Source organism: Devosia sp. Leaf420 (assembly GCF_001425445.1).
GTDB lineage: Bacteria > Pseudomonadota > Alphaproteobacteria > Rhizobiales > Devosiaceae > Devosia.
This window is the reverse complement of the sequence record NZ_LMQU01000009.1, coordinates 431,024-454,392: the sequence shown is the minus strand read 5'-3', so window position 1 is coordinate 454,392 and position 23,369 is coordinate 431,024. Positions and strand designations below refer to the sequence as shown.

The 23,369-nt window shown below is 61.5% G+C and carries 24 protein-coding genes; 7 read left to right on the top strand and 17 right to left on the bottom strand.

Features of this window, described 5'->3' with window-relative positions:
* Positions 1-94 precede the first annotated feature (94 nt).
* Both ASG47_RS06790 and ASG47_RS06785 read left to right on the top strand, forming a co-directional pair.
* On the top strand, positions 95-667 hold the full coding sequence (locus ASG47_RS06790; protein ID WP_061907958.1) for an NUDIX hydrolase: 573 nt from the start codon (positions 95-97) through the stop codon (positions 665-667).
* A gap of 131 nt (positions 668-798) precedes the next feature.
* Positions 799-1,848, top strand: a complete 1,050-nt coding sequence (locus tag ASG47_RS06785) for an acyltransferase family protein (RefSeq protein ID WP_162243230.1) — start codon at positions 799-801, stop codon at positions 1,846-1,848.
* A 3-nt stretch (positions 1,849-1,851) separates the two neighbouring features.
* Here the strand turns inward: ASG47_RS06785 and chrA are convergent, their stop codons facing one another.
* Both chrA and ASG47_RS06775 read right to left on the bottom strand, forming a co-directional pair.
* Positions 1,852-3,042, bottom strand: coding sequence for a chromate efflux transporter (gene chrA, locus ASG47_RS06780; RefSeq protein ID WP_061907957.1), 1,191 nt, complete (start codon positions 3,040-3,042; stop codon positions 1,852-1,854).
* Between the two features lie 13 nt (positions 3,043-3,055).
* Positions 3,056-3,940, bottom strand: a complete 885-nt coding sequence (locus tag ASG47_RS06775) for a hypothetical protein (RefSeq protein WP_061907956.1) — start codon at positions 3,938-3,940, stop codon at positions 3,056-3,058.
* Between the two features lie 279 nt (positions 3,941-4,219).
* Here ASG47_RS06775 and ASG47_RS06770 point away from each other — a divergent pair, with 279 nt between their 5' ends.
* Positions 4,220-5,398, top strand: coding sequence for a DUF2336 domain-containing protein (locus tag ASG47_RS06770; RefSeq protein ID WP_061907955.1), 1,179 nt, complete (start codon positions 4,220-4,222; stop codon positions 5,396-5,398).
* A 53-nt stretch (positions 5,399-5,451) separates the two neighbouring features.
* Here the strand turns inward: ASG47_RS06770 and ASG47_RS06765 are convergent, their stop codons facing one another.
* From ASG47_RS06765 to ASG47_RS06755, 3 genes are read right to left on the bottom strand one after another with little or no spacing between them, the layout of a single operon-like run.
* Positions 5,452-5,802 (bottom strand): DUF1491 family protein, encoded by a 351-nt coding sequence (locus ASG47_RS06765; RefSeq protein WP_082511611.1) that lies wholly within the window; start codon positions 5,800-5,802, stop codon positions 5,452-5,454.
* On the bottom strand, positions 5,802-7,025 hold the full coding sequence (locus ASG47_RS06760) for a peptidoglycan-binding domain-containing protein (RefSeq protein ID WP_061907954.1): 1,224 nt from the start codon (positions 7,023-7,025) through the stop codon (positions 5,802-5,804). The genes ASG47_RS06765 and ASG47_RS06760 overlap by 1 nt, the downstream gene beginning before the upstream one ends.
* Positions 7,022-8,842 carry an ATP-binding protein gene (locus tag ASG47_RS06755; protein WP_082511609.1) on the bottom strand — a complete coding sequence of 607 codons (1,821 nt, stop codon included), beginning with the start codon at positions 8,840-8,842 and terminating at the stop codon, positions 7,022-7,024. Before ASG47_RS06755 ends, ASG47_RS06760 begins: the two co-directional genes overlap by 4 nt.
* A gap of 869 nt (positions 8,843-9,711) precedes the next feature.
* Between ASG47_RS06755 and ASG47_RS06745 the strand changes: the two genes are divergently transcribed.
* Positions 9,712-10,128: a SufE family protein gene (locus ASG47_RS06745; RefSeq protein ID WP_061907951.1), complete on the top strand. Its 417-nt coding sequence runs from the start codon at positions 9,712-9,714 to the stop codon at positions 10,126-10,128.
* Here ASG47_RS06745 and ASG47_RS06740 read toward each other — a convergent pair.
* The 11 genes from ASG47_RS06740 to mbhE all read right to left on the bottom strand — a co-directional run bounded on the left by ASG47_RS06740 (position 10,125) and on the right by mbhE (position 18,771).
* A complete protein-coding gene (locus tag ASG47_RS06740; protein ID WP_061907950.1) occupies positions 10,125-11,156 on the bottom strand; it encodes an acyltransferase family protein in 1,032 nt (343 codons plus the stop codon). The genes ASG47_RS06745 and ASG47_RS06740 overlap by 4 nt on opposite strands.
* Positions 11,157-11,228: 72 nt before the next feature.
* Entirely contained in the window at positions 11,229-11,720 is a 492-nt protein-coding gene (locus ASG47_RS06735; protein WP_061907949.1) for a DUF6456 domain-containing protein, read from the bottom strand.
* Between the two features lies 1 nt (position 11,721).
* A complete protein-coding gene (locus ASG47_RS20220; RefSeq protein WP_082461267.1) occupies positions 11,722-12,078 on the bottom strand; it encodes a helix-turn-helix domain-containing protein in 357 nt (118 codons plus the stop codon).
* A gap of 265 nt (positions 12,079-12,343) precedes the next feature.
* On the bottom strand, positions 12,344-12,766 hold the full coding sequence (locus ASG47_RS06725; RefSeq protein ID WP_061907947.1) for a MucR family transcriptional regulator: 423 nt from the start codon (positions 12,764-12,766) through the stop codon (positions 12,344-12,346).
* 123 nt (positions 12,767-12,889) lie between these two features.
* A complete protein-coding gene (gene mnhG / locus ASG47_RS06720; protein ID WP_061907946.1) occupies positions 12,890-13,240 on the bottom strand; it encodes a monovalent cation/H(+) antiporter subunit G in 351 nt (116 codons plus the stop codon).
* Positions 13,237-13,548, bottom strand: coding sequence for a cation:proton antiporter (locus tag ASG47_RS06715; RefSeq protein WP_061907945.1), 312 nt, complete (start codon positions 13,546-13,548; stop codon positions 13,237-13,239). The genes mnhG and ASG47_RS06715 overlap by 4 nt, the downstream gene beginning before the upstream one ends.
* Positions 13,545-14,024 carry a Na+/H+ antiporter subunit E gene (locus tag ASG47_RS06710; RefSeq protein ID WP_061907944.1) on the bottom strand — a complete coding sequence of 160 codons (480 nt, stop codon included), beginning with the start codon at positions 14,022-14,024 and terminating at the stop codon, positions 13,545-13,547. The genes ASG47_RS06715 and ASG47_RS06710 overlap by 4 nt, the downstream gene beginning before the upstream one ends.
* The gene (locus ASG47_RS06705) at positions 14,021-15,604 is read right to left on the bottom strand and encodes a proton-conducting transporter membrane subunit (protein WP_082511608.1); all 1,584 of its coding nucleotides are present in this window, start codon (positions 15,602-15,604) and stop codon (positions 14,021-14,023) included. Before ASG47_RS06705 ends, ASG47_RS06710 begins: the two co-directional genes overlap by 4 nt.
* Position 15,605: 1 nt before the next feature.
* Complete coding sequence (locus ASG47_RS06700; RefSeq protein ID WP_061907942.1) at positions 15,606-15,983, bottom strand: Na+/H+ antiporter subunit C; 378 nt, start codon at positions 15,981-15,983, stop codon at positions 15,606-15,608.
* Complete coding sequence (locus ASG47_RS06695) at positions 15,983-16,408, bottom strand: MnhB domain-containing protein (protein WP_061907941.1); 426 nt, start codon at positions 16,406-16,408, stop codon at positions 15,983-15,985. The genes ASG47_RS06700 and ASG47_RS06695 overlap by 1 nt, the downstream gene beginning before the upstream one ends.
* Entirely contained in the window at positions 16,405-18,771 is a 2,367-nt protein-coding gene (gene mbhE / locus ASG47_RS06690; protein WP_244487047.1) for a hydrogen gas-evolving membrane-bound hydrogenase subunit E, read from the bottom strand. The genes ASG47_RS06695 and mbhE overlap by 4 nt, the downstream gene beginning before the upstream one ends.
* Positions 18,772-18,954: 183 nt before the next feature.
* Here mbhE and ASG47_RS06685 point away from each other — a divergent pair, with 183 nt between their 5' ends.
* From ASG47_RS06685 to ASG47_RS06675, 3 genes are all read left to right on the top strand, one after another.
* The gene (locus ASG47_RS06685) at positions 18,955-21,036 is read left to right on the top strand and encodes a S9 family peptidase (RefSeq protein WP_061907940.1); all 2,082 of its coding nucleotides are present in this window, start codon (positions 18,955-18,957) and stop codon (positions 21,034-21,036) included.
* Positions 21,037-21,137: 101 nt separating this feature from the next.
* Positions 21,138-21,746, top strand: a complete 609-nt coding sequence (locus tag ASG47_RS06680; RefSeq protein WP_061907939.1) for a superoxide dismutase — start codon at positions 21,138-21,140, stop codon at positions 21,744-21,746.
* Between the two features lie 357 nt (positions 21,747-22,103).
* Positions 22,104-22,652, top strand: coding sequence for a two-component system response regulator (locus ASG47_RS06675; RefSeq protein ID WP_162243229.1), 549 nt, complete (start codon positions 22,104-22,106; stop codon positions 22,650-22,652).
* Between the two features lie 162 nt (positions 22,653-22,814).
* On the opposite strand, the gene ASG47_RS06670 is transcribed toward ASG47_RS06675, so the two are convergent.
* On the bottom strand, positions 22,815-23,369 hold the full coding sequence (locus ASG47_RS06670; RefSeq protein WP_156464016.1) for a hypothetical protein: 555 nt from the start codon (positions 23,367-23,369) through the stop codon (positions 22,815-22,817).

Here is a 23,369-nt window from a genome sequence, read left to right as displayed (position 1 = left end):
ATCATGAAGACCCGGCTCGACCGGGTGGACCATCTGACGCCCGAGGCGCAGAACAGGATTTCAGTTCACGCGCCAGACGGTCTAAAACCTCTTCATGTCACCCGAATCCTTCGCGCAAACCCTCGCCGCCACCGTCACCCGCTATCTCGCCCAGGTAGCCGCCCCCGCCGAGCACCTGTCGCTGCTCCGCTGGCAAATTGCCGAAGGTCATCGCCTCGATCTCCGCGAAACTATGCCGGGCCATCTCACCACCAGCGCCATCGTGCTCTCGCCCGATCACGCCCAGATCCTCGTCATCGACCACATCACCATCGGCCGCTGGCTCCAGCCCGGCGGCCACTACGAACCAAGCCCCTTCTTCCATCTCTCCGCCCAACGCGAAGCGGAGGAAGAAACCGGCGTCACCGGCCTAAAACTGCACCCCTGGCATCAAAACGGCGACCTTCCCTTCATCATCGACAGCCACGACGTCCCCGGCAAAAAATCCCGCAACGAGCCGCCCCACATCCACCACGACCTCCAATACCTCTTCCTCGCCGACCCAAGCCAACCGCTGACCGCGCAGCTAGACGAGGTGAATGCCGCCAAATGGCGCGAGGTGGCGATGTTGGAAGATTTTGCGCCAAAGACGGCTGCGCGGTTGAAGATGGCCCCTGCGCCAGTCTAGGGCACGAAGCGCACAGCCCAGCGCTCCGTGTTAATCCTGATTCAGCAAATTTAAGTGCGATATTGGTATTTGTTGGCTCGCCCCGCGCCAATGATCTAATCATCGCGCAGACAACTCCGCCGGAGCCCAAAATGGCGAAGCGAATTGAATACAATTCTATTCAATACTTGCGCGCTGTTGCTGCGCTCGGCGTCGTCGCGCACCATCTGGCAGTGCAATTTCCGCGCTTCGGCAGCACGCTGGAACTGCCGGAGTTTCTCTCGGCGGGCGTCGATCTTTTCTTCATCATCAGTGGCTTCATCATGTGGATGACCACGCGCGAGAGCGATATCACGCCCGCGCAATTCTATCGCAAGCGCATCGTGCGGGTGGTGCCGCTCTATTGGCTCGTCACAAGCTTTCTGGTGCTTGTCGCGTTTGCGGCGCCGAGTGTCCTTCAAAGTGGCGCATTCGATCTCAACCACATCATCGCGTCATATCTTTTCGTGCCCTATCCCCACCCCGTCGTCGACGCGATCTATCCGATCCTCGTTCCCGGCTGGACCCTCAACTATGAGATGTTCTTCTACGCCATATTTGGCGCGGCGCTCTTTTTGCCGGTCACGGCGCGGCTTTGGGCCGTTGGCGGCCTGCTGATCCTGCTGTCGGTCTTTGGTGCCGTTACGTCCCCGACCAATGCAGCGCTCAAGTTCTGGACCGACTCAATTCTGATCGAGTTCCTCTTCGGCATGCTTATCGCAGCGCTGCTCAGCAGCGGCAGACTCACGCTTGGACGCGTCCCGGCCTGGACGCTGATCATAGCCGGGCTGGTCTTGGTCGCCATTCCAGGCATATCGACGCACGGACTATCGCGGACATGGTTCTTCGGCGTGCCAGCCGCGATGATCCTGATCGGCGCTGTTTCGCTTGATGCCATTGGCGATATCGGTCGGTGGCGCATCCCGAAGCTGCTCGGCGATGCGTCCTACTCGATCTATCTGTCACATGGGATCACCCTGTCGGCGATGAGCCACGTTTGGCAGCGGCTCAATCTTGGTGGCGAGCCCATCGCCATTCTCGCCTTCTGCATTGCCGGAATGAGCGCCGCAATTATCGTCGGAATAGCGGTCTATTTCTTCGTAGAGCGCCCGCTGACCGGGGCCTTCATGCCGCGCAACCGACAGGTACCGAAGCCAGCCTAACGGTCACACGACCCCCATCACCCCGCCAATAACCGCCAGCGCCACAACAACCGCCAGCGGCGGCACTTTCCAGTTCACGAGCGCCACAAAACCTGCCAGCGCCAAAACAAAATCCACCGGCCCCAGCACCGCGCTCGTGAATACCGGATTATAAAGCGCCAGACCCAAAATCCCGACGACCGCGGCATTTGCCCCGCGCATCGCCGCCTGCGCGGTCGCATTGCCGCGCAGTCCATGCCAGAACGGCAGCGCCGCCAGCACAATCAGCATGCCCGGCAAGAAGATCGCGACGAGCGCAATCGCTGCCCCGATCGCTCCATTTGGCGGCACTCCGCTCGCCGCGCCGAGATAAGATGCAAACGTGAAGAGCGGCCCGGGCATGGCCTGCGCAGCGCCATAGCCGGCAAGAAAAGTGTTCTGGTCGAGCCAGCCCTGTCTCACCGTTCCCGCTTCAAGCAGCGGCAGCACGACGTGCCCCCCACCAAAAACCAGCGCACCGGCGCGATAAAACGCGTCGAACACCGCAAGACCTTGTCCGAAGCCCGCCACAAGCGGCAGAACCAGTAGCAGTCCGGCAAACAGCAACAGCGCCGCAACGCCGACCGTGCGCGACACCGGCACGGCGAGCTCCTCGCCGACCGCCTGCGCCTCGCCCCGGCACAGCCAGAGCCCCAGCAGGCCGCCAAGCAGAATCGCGCCAACCTGCCCCCAGACACCGCCGAGAATCACCATAGCCACCACAGCCAACACCGCGATGCCCGCCCGCACCTTGTCCGGCGTCAGGCTCTTCGCCATGCCCAGCACCGCCTGCGCGACGACGGCCACGGCAACAAGCTTCAATCCATGCAAAACGCCCTGCGCCAGATCGCCGCCCAGCGCCCCTGCCCCAAGGGCAATGGCCAGCATCAACAGCGCCGATGGCAGGGTAAATCCGGCCCAGGCCGCGAGCGCGCCCAGGCCACCGGCCCGCATCAGCCCAATAGCAAAACCAACCTGGCTCGATGCCGGTCCCGGCAAGAATTGGCAGAGCGCCACGAGATCGGCATAGGCCTTATCGTCGAACCATCCGCGCCGGCTGACGAATTCATCACGAAAATAGCCGAGATGGGCGATCGGCCCACCAAAACTTGTCAGCCCGAGTTTGAGAAAGACTAGAAAGACCTCAGCGACATTTCCGGTCCGTCCAGCACTCAACACTCTGCTCCAGCTATTTTTGGTCGATCACTTCAAGGTCGGGCACCATCGTCTGGAAGCGTGACGGTATGGTGACACTGCCGCGGGCATGCTGGCCCGTCGGATCGCCGCAGAAATCATGCCGTGTCGCCCGCGCCGCCCAGTAGCTCAATTGCTCGAGCGAAGTGTCGACGGTGATCGATTGCTCATGTGGCGTTTCGACGAGGAGATTGTCGAGCGCATATGAATAGCTCTCGTAGCGATAGTTCACCGCCCGCACGAACCACTCGATATGAAAGTCGTTCTCATGCTTTCGCGCCGCGACATCCTCGGCCGCACCCGGCTCGAGATCGGTTAGCGAAGCCAAAGCCACCGCCCGGTTGCGATCGACTTCGATCACCGCGCAGATGCTCGCAAAGGTCGTCGGCATGGTATCGAGATCGGCCAACACATGCCGGTTCAGCGTCGCGTAGCGCACGCGGGAGGATTGGTAATAGGTCCGCTTCAGCCAGGAATAATAGCGGTCCGTCGTGAAGGTAAAATCCTTGGGCCGGGCGATGCGCGTGCGCTGCATTTCCGCCTGAGTGTCGAACATCCAGTCGTCCGCCTGTGCGGCAACGAGAAAACGCCAGGTGCGATCGTGCATTTCGCGTTCCTGGTCGGTCTGGTTGAAATTGGACACAGGTTCGCGCTGGCGGGCCATAAAAGTCCCGACCGCAGGCAAAACACTGTCGTGCAGCACGCTCGGTTGCGCGCGGCCAAAATCACCGACAGGGCGCGACGCGCAGGCGACGACGAGCCCGGCGAGCAGCGCCGTTCCGGCAAGACGCAAAACTGTCGACACGCGATCAGCCGCGCTTGCGGCGGCGACGTGACGGGTCGAGCCGGTCAGTGGGTGGCGGCGTAGGCCCGCGTTCATAACGTACCCCGGTGAAGATCAAAATCTGTGCGTCTCCGGGCTGTCGTATTCCCGACCGTGCGGGTCGATCCCGCATTTCGAATTTCAGCAGCTTTCCCAAGCTGACCTCCAATGTGAGCCGCTCCCCCGTCCCTAGTGGAGGCAGCGAGTTCAGTGATTCTCCCGGCGCAATGACGCCCTTTGCGCTTATTCCTATTAAGAGATCGTCAAGGTTAACGGACTGCTAACGAATTGGAGGCAAATTAGGCATCAGAACGCGCCGGGGGCGCATTAGAGTCGATGGTTCTGCCAAAAATGCTCGGTTTTCAGCCTTACGAAACTTTCCAGCTTCTTATCGAGACCGGCGGCGTCGACCGCACCAATACGCTTCTGATCGCCGCCTGCGACGCTTATGCCCGCCGCGGTCGTCCGACCCCTCCCGAAATGGAACAGTTCGAAACGCTGGCCACTCGGCTCTTCCAGGCAGCGAGCCCGCAGGCCCGCGCGAAAGCCGCAGCAATCCTGGGCCGGAGCGAGCTTTTGTCCGAGCCGCTCGAGCAATTGGTCGTCGACAATATCGGCGATGACCTCAACGCCTTCCTCACCCAAGCGCCCGAGCTATCCGATCGCACAATGCTCGACGTCATCGCCCGCTACGATGTTGGCGCTGCGGCCATCATCGGCGCCCGCGCGAACCTCTCCAATGTGGTTCTCGCAAAACTCTTCCAGATGAACTCGCGCAAGGTCTATCGCGCGCTCTCGCAAAATCTCGATATCAGCCCGCGCGGCGCCTATCTCAGCGCGCTCGCCCGTTCGGCTCAGATGGATCATCTCGTCGCCGAAGCCCTTGGAAACCGTAAGGATTTCGACGCGGCCCTCCTCGCGCCGGCCTTCTTCGATCTCTCCGATATCCACCGCATCAAGGTCATCCAGGCCTTCGCCAATCGCGAAACCCCGGCCGCCCCGATCCAGCGCACCATCGAACAGCTTTCCGTCGCAACGCCCGAATTGACCAAGGCGCTGATGAAGTTGTTCTCGGAAAATCGTCGTCCGGAAGTCACTAAGCTCCTCGCCCAGATCACCGGCCTCGATGAAGTCCGCTGCGGCCAGATCGCCCATGACGTCACCGGCGCCTCGACCTTCGTCGTCCTCCGCGGCTTCGGCGTTTCGGCCTATGATGGCCTGAAAGTTCTGATCCACGCGACGAGCCACGACGACGAGCGCTCACGCGCACTGGCCGATTTCGCCTCGCTCTTTGCGACCGTATCGCCCGAATCCATGGCCTATCTGATGAGCGCCTGGCGCGGCGAGGTGAACCTCCTCGACCTGTCCAAGCCCCAGTACCGCCCCGTCGCCATGCCAAGCCGCCGCACCCCTGCCGCTGCAGCATCGGGCGCCACCTCGACGAGCTCGAACAATCCCGTCGTCGAACAAGCCATGGTCGCCCTCTCCCGCCTCGGCGCCCGCCGCGCTGGCTAAGGGCCACAACGTCATCCCCGCGAAAGCGGGGATCTCGTTTCGAAATCGGCGATTTAGGGCGTTTGGTCTTTGATCACATCGATCCCGAGATCATCGCCCCTGAGATCCACACTCAGAACCCAAAGATCGGGATCGAAATCGCTTTCCCGCGCAATGCGTTGGCGTACGGCGTCCGGCTCGACGCGGCTGAACCTGCGCTGAAACACCAGCCCGGCCGTATTACCGCGGCTCACCACTGGCGCCGGCGTATAAAGCGAACGGGTGCCATCGAGATGATCGACCTCGATAAACACTTGCCCGGCAATAGGGTCGCCGCGCTTGGCGACGACGCACATATTCCCGAGATCATTGTGGCGCCGGACGAAGGCCATGCACCAGATATCGCTGCGCAGGGCCCCGGCCACTAGATCGTGGCGCCCGCCTTGCGCAGCAGATCGACGAGATCTGGCTGGACCTGGCCGGTGATCTTGTAACGGTGGAAATTCTCGAATTCGCGAATGGCCCGCGCTGTTTCCGGCCCCGGATTGCCGTCAATCTGGCCGCGGAAAAAGCCAAGGCTGGCCAATCCACGCTGAATATCGGCCACGAGATCGCCGTCCGTAGCCGGACGTGCGGCGCGCGGTGGCTGGGTCGGGGTAATGGCAACCGGCTGCGCCACGGGCTGGATCTGCGCCACCGGCTGGGCTGCAGCGGCCTGCACCTGGACTGGCGCCGGCATAGGCTGGTTCGGCACGCTTGCCGTCGGTACGGGTGGATTGCTTACCGGCGTCGACGTACCGCGTTCGCCACCGACAGCCGCGACGATGGAATCGATCGTGTTGGCTGTGGCCGTACCAACCGTATCCAGGGCAGTCTCGACCGGCGACAGCGCTGGAAGCCGCGCCACCACGCGATCCTGCTGCGGCGCGGGAGCCGGCGCAATCTCGGCAACTGGCGCAGGTGCTGGCGCAACGACAGGCGCAGCCGCTACCGGCTGTGGCGCTGCGACCGGTTGCGGCGCGACTGCAGCCTGGGGCTGCACGACAGGCTGCGGCGCTGCTGCCCGGCCTGCCGCATCGGAATTGATGATCGATTGCACGATTGCCGAAGACAGCGCGCCCTGCGGCTCAAAGCCGTTGCGTTCTTCGAAAGCGCGGATGGCGCGGGCGGTCATCGGACCATAATAGCCGTCGACCTTGCCCTCGAACAATTTGAGTTCGGCGAGCTTTTTCTGCACGGCAAAAACTTCGGAATTGCCCACCGGCTGGTCGGGAATCACCTGCGGCTGCGCGGTCACGACGCTACCGGTCGTCTCCGGAACCGCGGCTGGCGCAAGGGCTGCGGCGTCGTCCTCGGCCTGTTCGCGCATGGCGGCAGGCGCCGGCATCGGCGCTTCAACCGGGCTCACCTTGACCGCACGCGGCACATCGAGCGAGGTCGCGAAGAAGGGCGATGGATGCACGCCCGTCTGGAAATAGAGCGCATTGCTGCTGGCAAAGGCACTCATCGAAACGAGCGCAAAAATAGCCGTCGAGGCGAGCGGCGCCCGCATATAATGTTCGAAAGACCAGCGCGCGCCACGACCCAGTTGAGCCATGAGCACGCTACCGGCCATCAGCGGAAGCTGGGACAGGGTAGAAGCCGTCATTGCGCTTTTCTTTTTTCGTTTTGCCATGAAGTATCGGGCGCCGTCGCGGGCTCACGATGCAATTGTATAACCGCGACAGTCTCTTCCATCTTTGTTGCCGGACCGTTTATCGGCAGGAGTACGGTCATGGTTGTCCCCGCTCCAATTTCCGACATGGCCCTTAAAGTGCCGCCGTGGAGCTCGGCCAGACCCTTGACGATCGAGAGTCCGAGGCCGGTGCCTTCATATTGCCGGTTGAGCCCATCCTCTGCCTGGAAGAAGGGTTCGCCGATTCGTTCGAGCGCCATTGGCGCCATGCCGATGCCCTGGTCGCGCACGGCAAAGCTGATCGCCGTACCCTGGCGTTTGACCACCAGCGTCACGCGGTCACCCTCGTGGCTGAACTTGATGGCATTGGAGAGGAGATTGATCAGGATCTGCCGGCATGCGCGCTCGTCGGCGACGATCATCGGCAGGCCCGCTTCGATATCGGCATCGAGCGTGATCTTGCGGCCCTTGGCCATGGAATCGATCATGGCAAAGCAGGGCTGCACGATATCCGCCGCCGCGAACCGCGCGGTGCTGATCTCGAATTTACCGGCCTCGATCCGCGACATGTCGAGCAACATGCCGACAACGTCGAGCAGGTGCTTGCCGCTCTGGTGAATAAGCCCGGCATATTCGCGATGCGTGTTCGACAGTTCGCCACCAATGCCCGTCGTCATCATTTCGGAGAAGCCGACGACGGCGTTGAGCGGCGTGCGCAATTCGTGCCCGATCGTCGCGAGGAAACGCGACTTGGCCTGCGAGGCTTCCTCGGCCGAGCGGGTCGCTTCGGCCATGGCAGCTTCCGCGTCCTTGCGTTTGGTCACGTCGCGCATCAATGCGGTCACTTCATAGCGCTCGCTGGTTGCTGCGCTGCTGATCGGCGCAAAGCGCACTTCGACCCAGATAAATTGCGGCGCCGAGGCGCCCGACCGCGGATCGTCGCGGCGCATGCGCACCTCGATCGTCCGGTTCTTCCCGCCTTGATTGGCATCGGCATAGGCCGTCAGGTAGGCAGGGCGATCCATGACATGGAGCCGCTCGCCAAGCGTTGCAGAACTCAATTGGTAGCGCGGGCAGCCGAAAAGCTCCTCGGACGACCGCGAGGCCGACAGAATGTCTCCCTCGAGCGAAAAGCAGATGACCGTGTCCTGCATATGCTCGACCAGATGCCGATAGGCGTTCACCTGCGCCTTGTCGTGGACGACATAGCCGGCGTTGATGTGGTGGGTCGTGTGCGCGACGACGACAATCGCCAGGGCAAAGAGCACGCCACCAGCGAGCGTCGCCTCATTGGCGAGCGTGATATCGTGCGGAAATCCAAAGAACGAGAATGCGCCGCCAACCAGAATTGCCGCGGCAACGCCGAGCCAGGTCAAGATCCGCGCCTGCCGCCCCATCAGAAGCGCGGCCAGCACCGGACCCATGAGGACGACGGCGAGGCCAAGATCGGCAAAGCGCGAATCGATCAGCGTCAAAAACACGCCGCCGCCCATGACCGTACCGATCTGGGCGAGCGCGGCTTCATCGTGGTGGCCGCGATGAAAGAACGAGAGCGAGAGCATGCCGCCAGTTAAGACGAGGCAGGCGAGCGCGAAGCCGAGCGCAGCATGGGCAAGCAGGGCCCACATGGCAAAGGGCATGGCGAGCGCGGCAATGGCGATCATCAGGCGGGCATTGTTGGCAATGGTCTTCCGGCGCAACACGTCAGGCCGCGGGCTGGAGGCAGCAAAGCGTGCGCCATCCCTTCCGCCAATGCCAAAAATATCGAGGCTACGCATCATTTTACTCATACTAAGACGCCGCTCTTGCCGGCCCCTGGGACCGTCGCCGCGATCAGTGATCCCGGCCTGCTGTCTGATTACCCATCAGATCTTGTGTGCCCCACACTCGCGCCTCAGGCCCTAAAACAGGTTTAAGTCCGCGCCGCGCGAGAGGGGTTTCGCCCGATAGCGTAAACAAGGTGTTGTCCTCCTCCGAAACTGCGATAACCATTTGTTTCAAATTTTAAGAACTGGGCCAAACCAGCCTTAGGAAGCGCTCGTTAGGGTCGAGATAGAAGGGCGGCATAGGGTCGCTCGAAAAGTTTCGGCCATGTTTTTCCTATTGCGCTCCGCATTTTGGCTCACTGTCGCCTTCCTGGTCATCCGGCCAGGCGTCGATATGCGTGCGTCCGCCGAGTCGGTGGCCAATGAGGCCATGACGCGCGGCAGCCAGTTCGTTGCTCAACAGATCCAGGCGATCGAATGCGATAGCCTGCAATGCTACGGGGGAAAGGCGATCATTGCCGCCACCCTCCCGCCTATCCCGCCCTCAGTCACACCCATGCATGTTGCGCCTGAGGCCGATCCGATTCCCTATCCCCGCCCCCGACCTCAGCGCGCGGGATAGAGTTTTAGATCAAAATGCGCGGCGGACTTGCTTTGAGGCCGATGCGCATAGGGAAAATGGAGCACCCCTGCTCCAACGACGCCAGGTTTGGTGTCGCACTGTTAATCCGATGGGCCTGCTGCCCGCCCGGCAGCGTCGCTCCAATACCCATCGGCTCCTGCCGCAAGCACGCACCCCGTGCTTGCGGCCTTTTCTTTTGAGGCGTTTTTGCGCATGTCTTTTTCCTGAAACCGGTACCCACTTTCAGGCGACATGCTGTAGATAGTGGCCCATGACCCAGCCCCAAGCCTTTCAGGACATTGCCGACAACCTTTCGTTTCTCGACGATTGGGAAGACCGCTACCGCTATCTCATCGAACTCGGCCAGGCTCTGCCCAAGCTCGACGAGGGCGAACGAACCGATTCCAACAAGGTCAATGGCTGCATTTCCCAAGTCTGGCTCGTCGCGGAACCCAAGGACAGCGCGCTGCACCTTAAGGGCGAAAGCGATGCGATGATCGTGCAAGGACTGGTGGCCGTGCTGCTCGCGCTCTATTCGGACCGGCCGATGAAAGAAATCGCCGAGACTGACGCCATCGCGCTCTTTGACGAATTGGGCCTCCGCGAGCACCTGACCTCGCAGCGCTCCAATGGGCTCGTCGCCATGGTCAATCGCATCCGGAACGAAGCCAAGGCTCGGCTAGCCTAGGGTTTCTTGCGGTTGAGGCGCCGCATCAGCGGCCGCTCGACATAGCGGTAGAGCAAAAGCCCAAGCCAGATGCCGGTGCCGATCGCAAGGAGCGTCACCACCGGCACGATTCCCGGAAAACTCCGCCCGATCAGCTTGAGTCCAATCCCTGCCATCAAGGCGACGGCAAAGATATGGACAAGGTAGATCGAGTAGGACGCATTGCCCAAATGCTCGAGCCAGCGGAAACGCGGCAGCCGCGCCTCATAGCGCACAGCCAATAGGACTGTGCTCGCCGCAAAGGCCAATAGGCCGACAAAGGCACTCGCGTCTTCGACGACGCCGCGGTTCCAGCCAAAGCCTTCATAGAGCCCGAACAGGCCAGTCGCGCCGACCAGCACCATGACGGGCAGCGGGATATCCGCCAGCCGCCCTTCGAGGTGCCCCAGCCCGATCCAGCAGCCGGCGACAAAAGCGAGCGGCAGGAAGCTCGTGTAAAAATGCGGAATGGCGGCCTGCGGCGCGAGAAAAAGCCCGATCAGCGCCAGCCCGATATAGGCGATGGTCAACCCCATGACCCGCCCGCGCGCGGTGAAAACCGCGAGAAGCGCGAAGCAGGCATAAAAGAACATCTCATAGTTGAGCGTCCAGCCGAGTTTATAGAGCGGGTGCAATCCTTGGCTTGCCGCGTTGTAAAACGGGATGAAGGCCAGCGAGAGCGCCAGTTGCTCGCCGTTGAACACCGTCGTCTTGAACAATTGCGGCGCGACGAACGCCATGAGCGCGGCAACAAAGGTGAAGGCCCAATAGAGCGGCACGACACGGAGAATGCGCCGCTGCATGAATCCGCGGCCATCGAAGCGCCCGCCCTCAGTGACGCTGACCATGATGAAACCGGAAATGACGAAAAAGAGGATCACACCCAGCCAGCCCAGCCGGCCATAGGTGATGTCCTCGACCGTCAGCGGGTAAAGCAGGGCGTGCGAAACCAACACCATGAGAGCCGCAATGGCGCGCAGATACTGGATGGCAACGATTCTTGCGGACATGGCTCCCGCCCTGCTTGATGAAGGCAATCTACCACGCGCACCATTCACCAAACATTACAGAACCTTACATCGTTAAGAACCCGCATGCGGAAACATCTCCGGCCGCTCTGGCAGCCAATGCCTTTGCGGGGTCGCGTCGCGGCCCTCGGCCTTGGCCTCCAGCCCGAATTGGCTCGCAAGGCTTGAAAGCGCAATCCGCAGGACAAGCTTGCCGCCGCGTCGAGGCCAATCCCGGCTTGCCTCGATCTCCTGCAGGCCAAGATCAAGCCCGCAAATGTCGAACAGGAGCGACCAGCACTCGGCCGGCATCGTTCGCGCCAGATCTGATAGTTTTCGCCGTGCATCGGCTGCCGACACGGACAAGTCCGTCTCGGCCGATCCCGACCCCGAACGCCCACCTACCCGCGCCGGGTCATAAGACATGGTCACCCGCTGCCGCAGTCGCGCCTTTTCGAACAGGCGAGCGAGGCGCGATGCCGCCTCGATATGGTGCCGATCAAGAAATGCCGCCTGCTCTCCGCGCCCACTCGCGAGGCGCAAAACGGCGTCTGGAAGCCCTTCCATCTCAGTGCTCCCGCGTTTCGTTGAGCAGCGCCTCAAGCCGGTCGAGCTCTGCGTCAAAGCCGGGATCGTCGCGCATATCCTCGATCAAACCACAGGCATAGGAGACTGTAGTCCTATCTCGGCCGAAAGCGGACCCGATCGCCGTCAGGCTGATGCCCTTCACCACATGGGCCAGATACATCGCCACCTGCCGCGCCCGCGCCGTCTCGGCCCGGCAACGAGAAACGTGAACCAGCAACCGGATAGGAATATCTCTCTCCCGTGAAATCAGAGCGAGTACATCGGCCAACCCAAAATCGCCGCGTTTGCGGCGTGGGTTCGGTTGTGGCGGTTCACCGGAATGAGTTTCGATTCGCATAGACATCCCCCGACATCATAGGACAATATTCCTATATCCTGACAGAGGTTTTCCACCCCGGGGATAACTTGGCCCCGAGAAGGTAAAAATCGCGAGAAATGAAGGGGTAAACGCATAGTGGCCACCCGGGGGCGGCCACTAAGAGAAAAGTCGATCGGATCGAATTGCGCTTCAACTCAAATATCGAGAGCTCAGCGCAACTGCTTGGTCTTGCGCAGGTCTTGCCGATATCGGCAAGGCCTCACGCAGGTGACCTCTAGATTGTTCAGCCAGCCTTACGGCCGAGGCCATTGTCCTTGGCAAGCTTGGAGCGCGTTGCCGAATAGTTTGGCGCAACCATGGGATAATCGGCCGGCAGGCCCCACTTCTCACGGTATTCCTCGGGCGAGAGGTTGTAGTGCGTGCGCAGGTGGCGCTTGAGCGACTTGAACTTCTTCCCGTCTTCGAGGCAGATGATGTAGTCGGCAGCGACCGACTTGCGCACCGGAACGGCAGGCTTGAGATCTTCCACAAGCACAGGCACTTCATTGCTGCGCAGGGACCGCAGCGCACCATGCACTTCAGCGATCAACTTGGTCAGATCTGTCGGGCTCACGGCGTTGTGGCTGACATAAGCCGAGACGATGTCGGCACTTAGTTCGACCAGATCGAACTCTCCCACATCTGCCGGAGCGATGTTGTCGTTCATGTTGTAACCTTCCGAATTTATTGAATCGCAACAGGGCAGTGGCGACCGTGTTGCATTCCTAATTCTGTTTACTGCAGCACGCAACTCTGAACTGCAATATAAACCGAATTCACTCGGGTTTATTCATGCTTGGGAATTTTGTTCCAATCGTGTCTTAGGATCAACCCCTACGCTACTTTCCCCAAGCGGTTGATTGCCAAGATAACTCGCTCTGGCAAGGAGATGCGCGGACAAGGGTGTTGTGAGCAGCAGAAACACAATACCGATCAATGCGCGGAGCGCCACTGCGGCATCAAGGCTCACCAGCCCGACCGCCAGCAAAACGAGCCCACCGCCCACGGCACCTGCCTTGGAGGCGGCGTGCATCCGCGTGTAGAGGTCAGGCAGGCGAATGACTCCGAGTGCGGCGATGAGCGTGAATATCGCCCCCAGAATCAAACAACCGCCTCCAAGGCAGAGCACGATATCTCTCACTTTGATTGCGCCTCCATTGCGTGATCTTCTTTAAGACCACGTCGCATGATGTATCGCGCTAAGGCCACAGTCGCGAGAAAGCCCAAAAGGGCGAGCGCGAGCGCAATGTCCAAATACAGCGTCAGCCCGGTGCGAATGGCTACGGCGCCAATAAATCCCATGGCCACCACCGTCAGCAGATCGAGCGCCAGGACGCGATCGGCCAAGGTCGGCCCGATAACAATGCGCACGATCGACAACAACAGCGCTGCACTCAGCAAAACCAGCGCGATAAGACTGCTCAAATCAAGAAATTGCGCGACGCTCATTTGAAGATCTCCGCAATCCGCGCTTCGAACCCGGTCTTGATATCGGCGATCACGGCCGCTTCGCTCGTCATCGACAGCACATGCACATAGAGCACCGAGCGGTCCTCGGCGACGTCGATGCTGAGTGTCCCCGGGGTCAGGGTAATCATATTGGCAAGAAGCGTAATCTCTGCATCCGACTTGACCGTCAGCGGTACGGCAACGACCGCAGGCCGGATCGCCGATTTCACATCGGGCCGCAGCACGATTGCCGCAACGCGAATGGCGCTCATCAGCAGTTCGACGAGAAACAGCAGCGCCAGCCCCAAAAGCTGCCGCGCCTTGCGCAATGAGCCACGATCTCTGACCGAGGACCGCAACACGAAAATGGCGACGCTGCCGATCACACCGCCAAAGAGCAGGTTGAGCCCGGAAAAATTGCCCGAAATGCCAGCCCAGATCAGCGCCAGGATGACGACGAGAAAAGCACTGTTCATGGCGTCACCTCCGCCAACCCGACCGCTTGGACATAGCGGGTCGTATCAATGAGATCGACCGCCCCTGCCTGCCCCACGGTCAGCATTGGATTGGGCCAGAGCCCGATGGCAAAGACGATGAGCGTCAGAACTGCCGTCGCCCCCATCGCCAAGCGCCCTGACCCGGTCAGCGGCGGTAAAGGCAGCGGCTCATTCACCCCCGCCACGCCCTCGGGGCCGTTCCGCCAAAAAATATGCGCCCAGATCCGCGTGCCGGCGATCAACACCAGCACGGCATTGACCACGAGCGCCGAGACCAGCACCCAGCCCATCCCGCCCTCGGCAACACCCGCCTGCAGGATGAGCAGTTTTGGCCAAAAGCCCAGAAATGGCGGCACGCCGGCAAGCGCCAGGATCGTCCCGAAGAACAGGATCGAAAGCGGCGCACTTCTCGCATAGAGCCCACCCATCGCTCGCGTATCGCGCGCGCCCGTCCGCACCTCGATAATCCCGATAACAAGATAAAGCGCTGCCACCGACAGCATGGCATGGAAGATGTAGACCCCTGCCCCAGCCACACCTTCGGCGCTTGGCATGGCGATCCCAGCCAGAATGGCGCCGATCCCTGAAATAACAAAGAACCCCGCCGCGCGCCGCAGATTGGTTTCGGCAATCGCCCCGAGCGGCGCAATCACCAGCGTGGCGACCGCCAGGATCACCAGTACCGGTTCCAGCAGCTCCCGGCTCTGCGGCAGAAGCGCGATAAGCGTCCGCAGCAGCGCATAGGCGCCCACCTTGGTCAGCAGCGCCGCAAACAGCGCCGAAACCGCGAGACGCGGCGTGTGGTAAGACGCCGGCAGCCAGGCATTGAGCGGAAACGCCGCCGCCTTGATCCCGAAGGCCAGCAGCAAGAGCGCCGCGATCCCCGTCAGCGCTGCCCGGTCAGCGCTAGGGGCCTCGCGGATAATGTCGGCCATATTGAGCGTGCCGAGCAGGCCATAGGTCAGCCCCAACGCCAGAAGAAAAAGCGTCGTCGCCAGGAAATTGATGAAGCCATATTTGACCGCCCCATCGATCTGCGGCGGCGTCCCGCCCAGAACAATCAGCCCGAACGAAGCGATCAGCGTGACCTCGAACCAGACATAGAGATTGAAGAGATCGCCGGTCAGAAACGCGCCGCTCACCCCGCCGAGCAGCAGCAACACCATGGCATGGAAACCATCGCGGCTTTGCCCGTCATCGCGCCCCATTTCGGCATAAAGCACCACCGCCAGCGTTACCACCGCCGCCGCCAACGCAAAACCGGCGCCAAAGAGGTCAGCCGTCAGCGCAATGCCAAAGGGTGGCAACCAGCGCCCCATGGTCATGCTTACCGGCCCGGTTTCCAAAATCCGCAGCAACAGCCCGACATCGGCAGCGATAATTCCGCAGACGACCAAGGCGGCCACGATGACCGGCAAGCCTTTTTGTCCGCGCAGCACCAGCAGCAGTGCCGCACCCATCAGCGACAGCACGATTGGCAAAATCACGAGCCAATCGGCGAGCGCCGTTGCGGTTTCGATCATGGCGGGCGGCAATCCCGATAGCGCCGTGTCTTCCATGTCAGTAGCTCAATGGCGGTTGCGGCGCATTGTCAGGCTCGGCGAGCCGCATGCGGTCCGTGTTGTCGGCATCAAGGCTTTGATAGGCGCGATAGGCCAGCACCAGCAGGAAGGCGAACATCGAAAAGCCGATGACAATTGCCGTCAGGATCAGCGCCTGTGGCAGCGGATTGGCGATCGGCCCTGCGGGTGTATCGAGCCCCACCGGCACGATCGGCGCCACCCCGCGCGTGACGCGGCCCGCGGTAAAGATCAGCAAATTGACGCCATTGCCCAAGATAGTCATGCCGAGGATCATGCGGATCACCGAGCGCGAGAGCAGCAGGTAGACCCCGAGCGACACGAAGACCCCGACCAGCAAAGCCAGAACATAATCCATCAGAGGTCCTCCTCGCTGTCGCTTTCAAGGGCCAGCGCCACTGCTGAAAGCGTGCCGAAGACCGTCAAATAGACGCCGATATCGAAAAACAGCGGCGTCGACAGCGGCACCACCGTCTCCCCGAGATCGAGGTAAAGCCAAATGCTGGTAAGGAAAGGCGCCTCGATGAACAGGCTCAAAAGCCCCGACACTCCGGCCAGCAAAACGCCAGCCCCGGCAATCGCCATCGGATCGAGTTTGAGCGCCCGGCGCACCGCGGGCACGCCCGCCGCCATGCCATAAACGGCGATAGCCGATGCGGCGATCAGCCCGCCGATAAAGCCGCCGCCTGGCTCGTTATGGCCGCGAAGGCAGATATAGACTGAAAAGACCAGCATGGTCGCAACGATGAGCGGCGCAGCCGTGCGGAAAAGCAGCGTATTCATCGTGCTTCACTCCCAGGCTTGCGGCGCCGCAACAGCGCTAGGATGGCGATACCAGCGCCAATCACCACCGAAATCTCGCCCAGCGTATCGAAGCCGCGATAGTCGACGAGGATGACATTGACGATATTGGCCCCATGCGCGATCGGCACGCTGGTCCGGGTGAAGAATTCCGCCAAACGGTCATCGAGCGTACCGCTCAAAACCAGCATCAGCAGCAGGCTCAACCCTGCCCCGCAGACCACGGCAATGGTCCCGTCCCGCGCCCAATCCTCGAACGGCCGGTGATCGCGCGCGTCGAGTTTGAGATTTGTCATGACGATCGTCAGGATCACGACCGAAAGAATTTCGACCATCAACTGGGTGAAAGCCAAATCCGGCGCGCCGAAGAGCAGGAAAATCAGCGCAAGCGCTGTGCCCTGAATGCCAAGCGAGAGAATGGCAACCAAGCGGCTCTGCGCGATCAAGACCGCAAGGAGCCCCAGCACCGCCAGCAGCACAACGCCCCACTCGTGCAGTTCCAGCGCCGGCAGCACCAGGCGCTTGGACCAATCGCCGAGATCGGCCGTCGGCACCATCCAGTCGAACCCACCTAGCATGAGCATGGGCAGGAACAGCGCCAGCGTCAGGCACATGAAGAGCAATGCCAAATAATATTCGAGCCTGCCGTGATGAAGCGCCCGCGTCACCGCTGCCGCAAAGCGAATGAGCCCGAACATCACAAGGTCAAACATCCGATCTGCCGAGGGCAGAACGGCATTGAACCGCCGCAGCACAGCCCGGATGACGTGACCTTTCTGGAACACCAAAATGGCAGCCAGCCATGTGATCGCCGAGAGCCAGAGCAACGGGCTCGTGATGTCGAGCGCGAGAGACAGATGGCTCTCAATCCCCTGCCCCAATATCGCGCTGCCGGCTTGCGCCAACACGTCATGGCCCAGCCAATCGGGCAATAGTCCCAGCACCACACCCACGCCACCAAGCAGGATCGGCCCCGCCAGCATGGCAATCGGCGCCTCATGCACGGCCTTCGGCGTCTCGACGACATCGCCGAGGAATGGCCGGATCATCACGATCAAGCCCACGCCCGCCAGCAGCGCATTGCCGATTACAAGCACCAGCAAGACCGCCAGCATGCCGAAGTCGCCGCCGGTCACCGCCAGATACATTTCTTCCTTGGCGAAATATCCGAGGGTCAGCGGCAGGCCGAGCATCGAGAGCACCGCCAGCGCCGCGCCGATAAAGGTCACCGGCATCTTGTCGGCCAACCCGCCAAGCGCATTGATCTCGCGCGTCCCCGCGCCATGATCCACCGCGCCGGCGACCATGAAGAGCCCCGCCTTGTAGCAAGCATGAGCGATGAAATAGAGCACGGCCCCAGCAATCGCCGCCTCGGTCGCAAGCCCGATCAGCACGACGAGTAGGCCCAGCGAACCAATCGTCGTCTGCGCCAGCATTTGTTTCAGATCAGTCTCGCGCAACGCCGCCAGCGCGCCCCAGATCAGCGTCACCCCGCCAAAACCGAGCAATAATCCGGTCCAGACCGGTGTGCCGCCCAGAACCGGCGTCATGCGCAGGAGTAGATAAACCCCAGCCTGGACCATGGTCGCCGAATGCAAAAAGGCGGAAACCGGCGTCGGCGCTTCCATGGCATTGGGCAGCCAGAAGTGGAACGGAAACTGCGCCGATTTGGTGAAAGCGGCTAGCAGGAACAGGGCGAGCAAGACGCCATAAAGACCCGAACCGCGCGCCACCTCACCCATGTCGCGCAGCTCGCTTAGAAGCCACGTTCCACCGACATGCTGGAGCAAAATCACGCCGACCAGCAGCGCCATGCCACCGATATTGGTGATCACCAGCGCCTGGATTGCCGCCCGACGCGCCGCCTGCCGGCTATGATCGAACCCAATCAGGAGGAACGAAGTAACTGACGTCGCTTCCCAGAACAAAAACAGCGCCAGCATGGAATCGGCCAGCACCAGCCCCAGCATCGCGCCCATGAAGGCGAGAATATACGCATAGAAGCGCCCGAGATGCGGATGCCCTCGAAGATAGGCTCCGGCATAGAGGAGGATTAGCGTGCCCACCCCGGCAATGGTCAGCGCGAAAACCAAGCTCAGCCCATCGACGAAAAAGCCGAGCGTCAGTCCATAGGCCGGCACCCAGTCGATCGCGGCCGTCAGCGTACCGCCACCAATCACCGTCTCGCCCAGACGGATCAGCAGCATGAAAATGCCGGCCGGCACCAGCGCCAGGATCCAGGCCGAATAGCGTCCCGCCAGACTATGGATGAACGGCGCCAATAGCGCCGCAACAAAGGGCGCTATCGCCACAAGGGCGATGCTCGCATCCAGGGACAGCCCCACTCAGCCCCTCCAAAGGGTTCTTGGTTCTTCTTTTGTGAATCAAAGCTTAACCACTCACGAAGCGGGAACAAGCCAAATCGGACTGCGCCAGCATGTTGCGCCCAGCTTTCGCGCCTCTGGCAATTCCCGCGCGCCCCGCCTATGTCCTAGCCACCACTCCTGCCTCCAAAGCGGAATAACTTTATGACCAAGACCACCCCGCCCCAAGCCAAGCGCGTGCCCCATAGCCATATCCATCACGGCGTGACCCGCGAGGATCCCTGGGCGTGGCTGCGCGCCGATAATTGGCAGGAGGTCATGCAGAGCCCGGAAACGCTCGATCCGGAAATCCGCGCCTATCTTGAGGCCGAAAATTCTTTCTACGAAGACCAGTTCGGCAAGCCCACGGCGGAGCTGCAGGACAAGATCTACAAGGAAATCCGCGGCCGCATCAAAGAAGACGATAGCGGCATTCCCTCGCCCGATGGCCCCTGGGCCTATAATTCGCGCTTGCTCGAGGGCAAGCAATATCCGCAGGTCGTCCGCACCCCGCGCGACGGCGGCCCCGAAACCGTTCTCCTCGATTGCAATATCGAAGCCGGCGACGGTTACTTCGGCTTTGCCGGCGCCGACCATGACGCCAGCCACCGCTATCTCGCCTGGGCCGCCGACCGCGCCGGCTCGGAATATTATGACATCGTCATCCGCGATCTCGAAACCGGCACGGATAGCCCGGAAACCATCGCCGACACCGCCGGCTCCTATGTCTGGAGCAATGATTCCAAGGCGATCTACTACACCGAATATGACGACAACCACCGTCCCTACCGCATCCGCCGCCACACGATCGGCACTGAGCAATCCGCCGACCCGATCATCTACGAAGAAAAAGATCCCGGCTTCTTCGTTGGCGTCGGCAAGACCCAGAACGACAAGTTCATCATCATCGACGCGCACGATCACCAGACGTCCGAAGTCTATCTGATCGACGCCGAAACCGGCGGCGAACCGCGCCTCGTTGCCCCCCGCCTTACCGATCGAGAGTACGACGTCGAAGAGCGCGATGGCCTTCTCTATATCCGCACTAATGCCGACGGCGCCGAGGACTATAAGGTCGTCACCGCGCCGCTCGACAATCCCGGTGCCGAAAACTGGACCGACCTCGTCCCCCACGAAGCCGGCACGCTGATCCTCGACACTATCGTCCTCAAGAACCATCTCCTCCGCCTCGAACGCCGCGACGGCTTGCCGCGCATCGTCGTGCGCGATCTCACTTCGGGCAAGGAAGACGTGGTCCGCTTCGAAGAAGAAGCCTATTCCCTCGGCATGTCGGTCGGCTACGAATTCGACACTACCGTCTTCCGCCTCTCCTATTCCTCTCCGACGACGCCCAACCAGGTCTACGACGTCGATCTCGCGACCGGCTCGCGCACCCTCCTAAAGACCCAGGAAGTCCCCTCCGGCCACGACAAGGACGCTTACGAAACCCGCCGCATCTTCGCCAAAGCCGCCGACGGCGCCGAAGTCCCGGTGACGCTTCTCTACAAAAAGGGCACGCCGCTTAACGGCAATAACCCGACCCTGCTTTACGGCTACGGCGCCTATGGCATGTCCATGCCCGCGAGCTTCTCCGTTTCGGTCCTCTCCCTCGTCGATCGCGGCTTCGTCTACGCCATCGCCCATATTCGCGGCGGCATGGATAAGGGCTATGCCTGGTACAAAAACGGCCGCCGCGAATTCAAGACCAACACTTTTTCCGACTTCATCGCCGCCGCCGAAGCGCTGATCGAAGCCGGCTACACCCAAAAGGGCAAAATCGTCGCCCAAGGCGGTTCCGCCGGCGGCATGCTGATGGGCGCCATCGCCAATATGCGCCCCGATCTCTGGGCCGGCGTCATCGCCCAGGTGCCCTTCGTCGACGTGCTCAACACCATGCTCGACGAAACCCTGCCGCTCACTCCGCCCGAATGGCCCGAATGGGGCAATCCGATCACCTCGGAAGCGGACTACACCCGCATCGCCGCGTATGCGCCATATGAAGCCGTCTCGGCTCAAAACTATCCGCCGATCCTCGCCCTCGCCGGCCTTACCGATCCGCGCGTCACCTATTGGGAGCCGGCCAAGTGGGTCGCAAAACTGCGCGCAACCGCGACGGGCACCGCGCCATTATATCTTAAGACCAATATGGGCGCGGGCCATGGCGGCGCTTCCGGCCGCTTCGATCGCCTCAAGGAAACCGCCGAGTGTTATGCCTTTGCGATAAAGTCGGTGGGATTGGACGGTTAGTTCCCGCCCCGTCATTGTTGGGACAAGTCAGACTGCCTATAACCAATCCGTAATTCCTGTTTCGCTTCAGCGTCATCCTTTTTCAGAAACGGAGACTATCCATGTCGACCAAGTTCACCCTGCCGCCGCTGCCCTATGCTTACGATGCGCTCGGGCCCTACATGTCCGCCGAAACGCTCGAATTCCACCACGACAAGCACCATCAGGCCTACGTCACCAATGGCGAAAAGCTGCTTGAAGGTTCGGGTCTCGAAATCCTGCCGCTCGAAGACATCGTCAAGGAAAGCTTCGGCAAGAATGCCGGCCTCTTCAACAATGCCGGCCAGCATTATAACCACGTCCACTTCTGGAACTGGATGAAGCCCAACGGCGGCGGCAACAAGCTCCCCGGCAAGCTTCAGGCGGCGGTCGATTCCGATCTCGGCGGCTTCGACAAGCTCCGCGCCGATTTCATTCAGGCCGGCACGACCCAGTTCGGCTCCGGCTGGGCCTGGATCGCCGTCAAGAACGGCAAGCTCGAAATTTCCAAGACCGCAAACGGCGAATCTCCGCTCGTTTATGGCGGCAAGCCGATCCTCGGCGTCGACGTCTGGGAACACTCCTATTACATCGACTACCGCAACGCCCGCCCGAAATACCTCGAAGCCTGGTTCGACAATCTCGTGAACTGGGAACACGTCGAGTTGCTCTTCGAAGAAGCCACGGCCTGATTTCCATCACCGGCTGTCACCCCGGCGAAAGCCGGGGCCCATCCTGAGATTTCTGAGAAAGCCCGCCCGCGCAAGCTGGCGGGTTTTCTTTTAGTCCAGCGCCCCCCTCCCGGCCTCCCCCATCAAGGGGGAGGTGTCGCATCGAGTGTGTGGCACGCTTCGTCCAAAAGCACCGGCCCGCACCTCCCCCTTGATGGGGGAGGTTGGGAGGGGGTGTCTTTGGCAAACACGAAAAGCGTTTTCGCAAACCCCTCTCGCCGTTCACTTTCCCAACAATTCCCACTGCTTAGCGGAATGCAACGCTTCCAGCGCGATTCAGTCCGTGTTAACGGATTGTTTACTAACCGGGGAAAAGCGTTGACGACAAAGCCGAAAACAGTGGCCGTATTGGCCGCTAACCCCGCATTGACGTCCGTTCTGACGATGGTCCTCGCCGGCGACTCACGCCTGCGCGTGCGTCCGTTCGAAAGCGAAGGCGAGCTCTTCGCCTATATGCGCATCGCCCCGCTCGATATGCTGGTGGTCGATTTCGATCGCGACGGTCGCCCGGCCTATGAAATGGTCGAAGCCATCCGCCTCGACCCCACTTTCGTCAGCCGCGACCTTCCGGTGATCGCGCTTACCCGCGCCATCACTCCGCCCATGCGTCACCAGTCGATCAGCGCCGGCATCGACGAGGTCCTCGTCAAGCCCATGTCCCCGCGCCACCTGTTGCAGCGCGTCCAGGCCCGCCTCATCAATCGCAGCGTCGTCGGCCTCCTCGGCAACGGCTACCGCGGCCCCGACCGCCGCGACCGCGTCCCCATGCCAAAACCCCAGCCGAGCCCGACGCGCCGGACGACGGACAATGTGGTCCCGCTATTCCCCAACACCCGCCGGCCCATGCATCCGGGCCTTGAGCCTTAATCGGGTAAGGCCCCCTCACCCGCCGGCTACGCCGTCGACCTCTCCCCCAAGGGAGAGGTGAGAGTTCCCTTAGTCGCGCAGCGACACCTCTCCCTTTGGGGGAGAGGTCGGCTTGCAAACCAAGCCGGGTGAGGGGGCCTTCCCATTATCAGCCTCGCTCCCTCACCGTCTCTCCAGCACCCAACTGACCTTGTGCCAGAGATCCTCGACATTGTCCGCAAACTGGATATTGCGGTCATATCCAGCCACCGAATGCGACAGCACGTCGCCAGCGAAACCCTTCACCACCTCAAAAGCCCGGTGGCGGTTGAGCATCACCACGGGCTTGGGCTTCCCCTGCCCTGCCGCCCAGGCGCCGAACAGCGAACTTGCCGAAGCTAGCGAGCCCGGCAGAGCCAGCAAAACCTGCGCTTCCTCGGCCAAGAGCGCGTGCCGCGCCGCCCGATCCTCCACGACCCGCACCGGCACCCCGGCCAAAGTCGGCGGCACGCTTACCTCTTCATCCGCCAGGATCGACACCGGTCCGCCCGCCGTCCGCGCCGCCGTCATCAGTGGTAGCGGGCACACCCCATTCTCCCAGAGGCACAAAAGCTGGGCGCCGCGCCGGGCAAACAGCGTTCCCGTCTGGCTCATCAGGCTCGCGCGTTCCGGATCGCCTGGCCCCTTGTCCGAAGCGAAAATGCCGATAACCGGCTGGGTCTTCGAAAGATCGGCCAT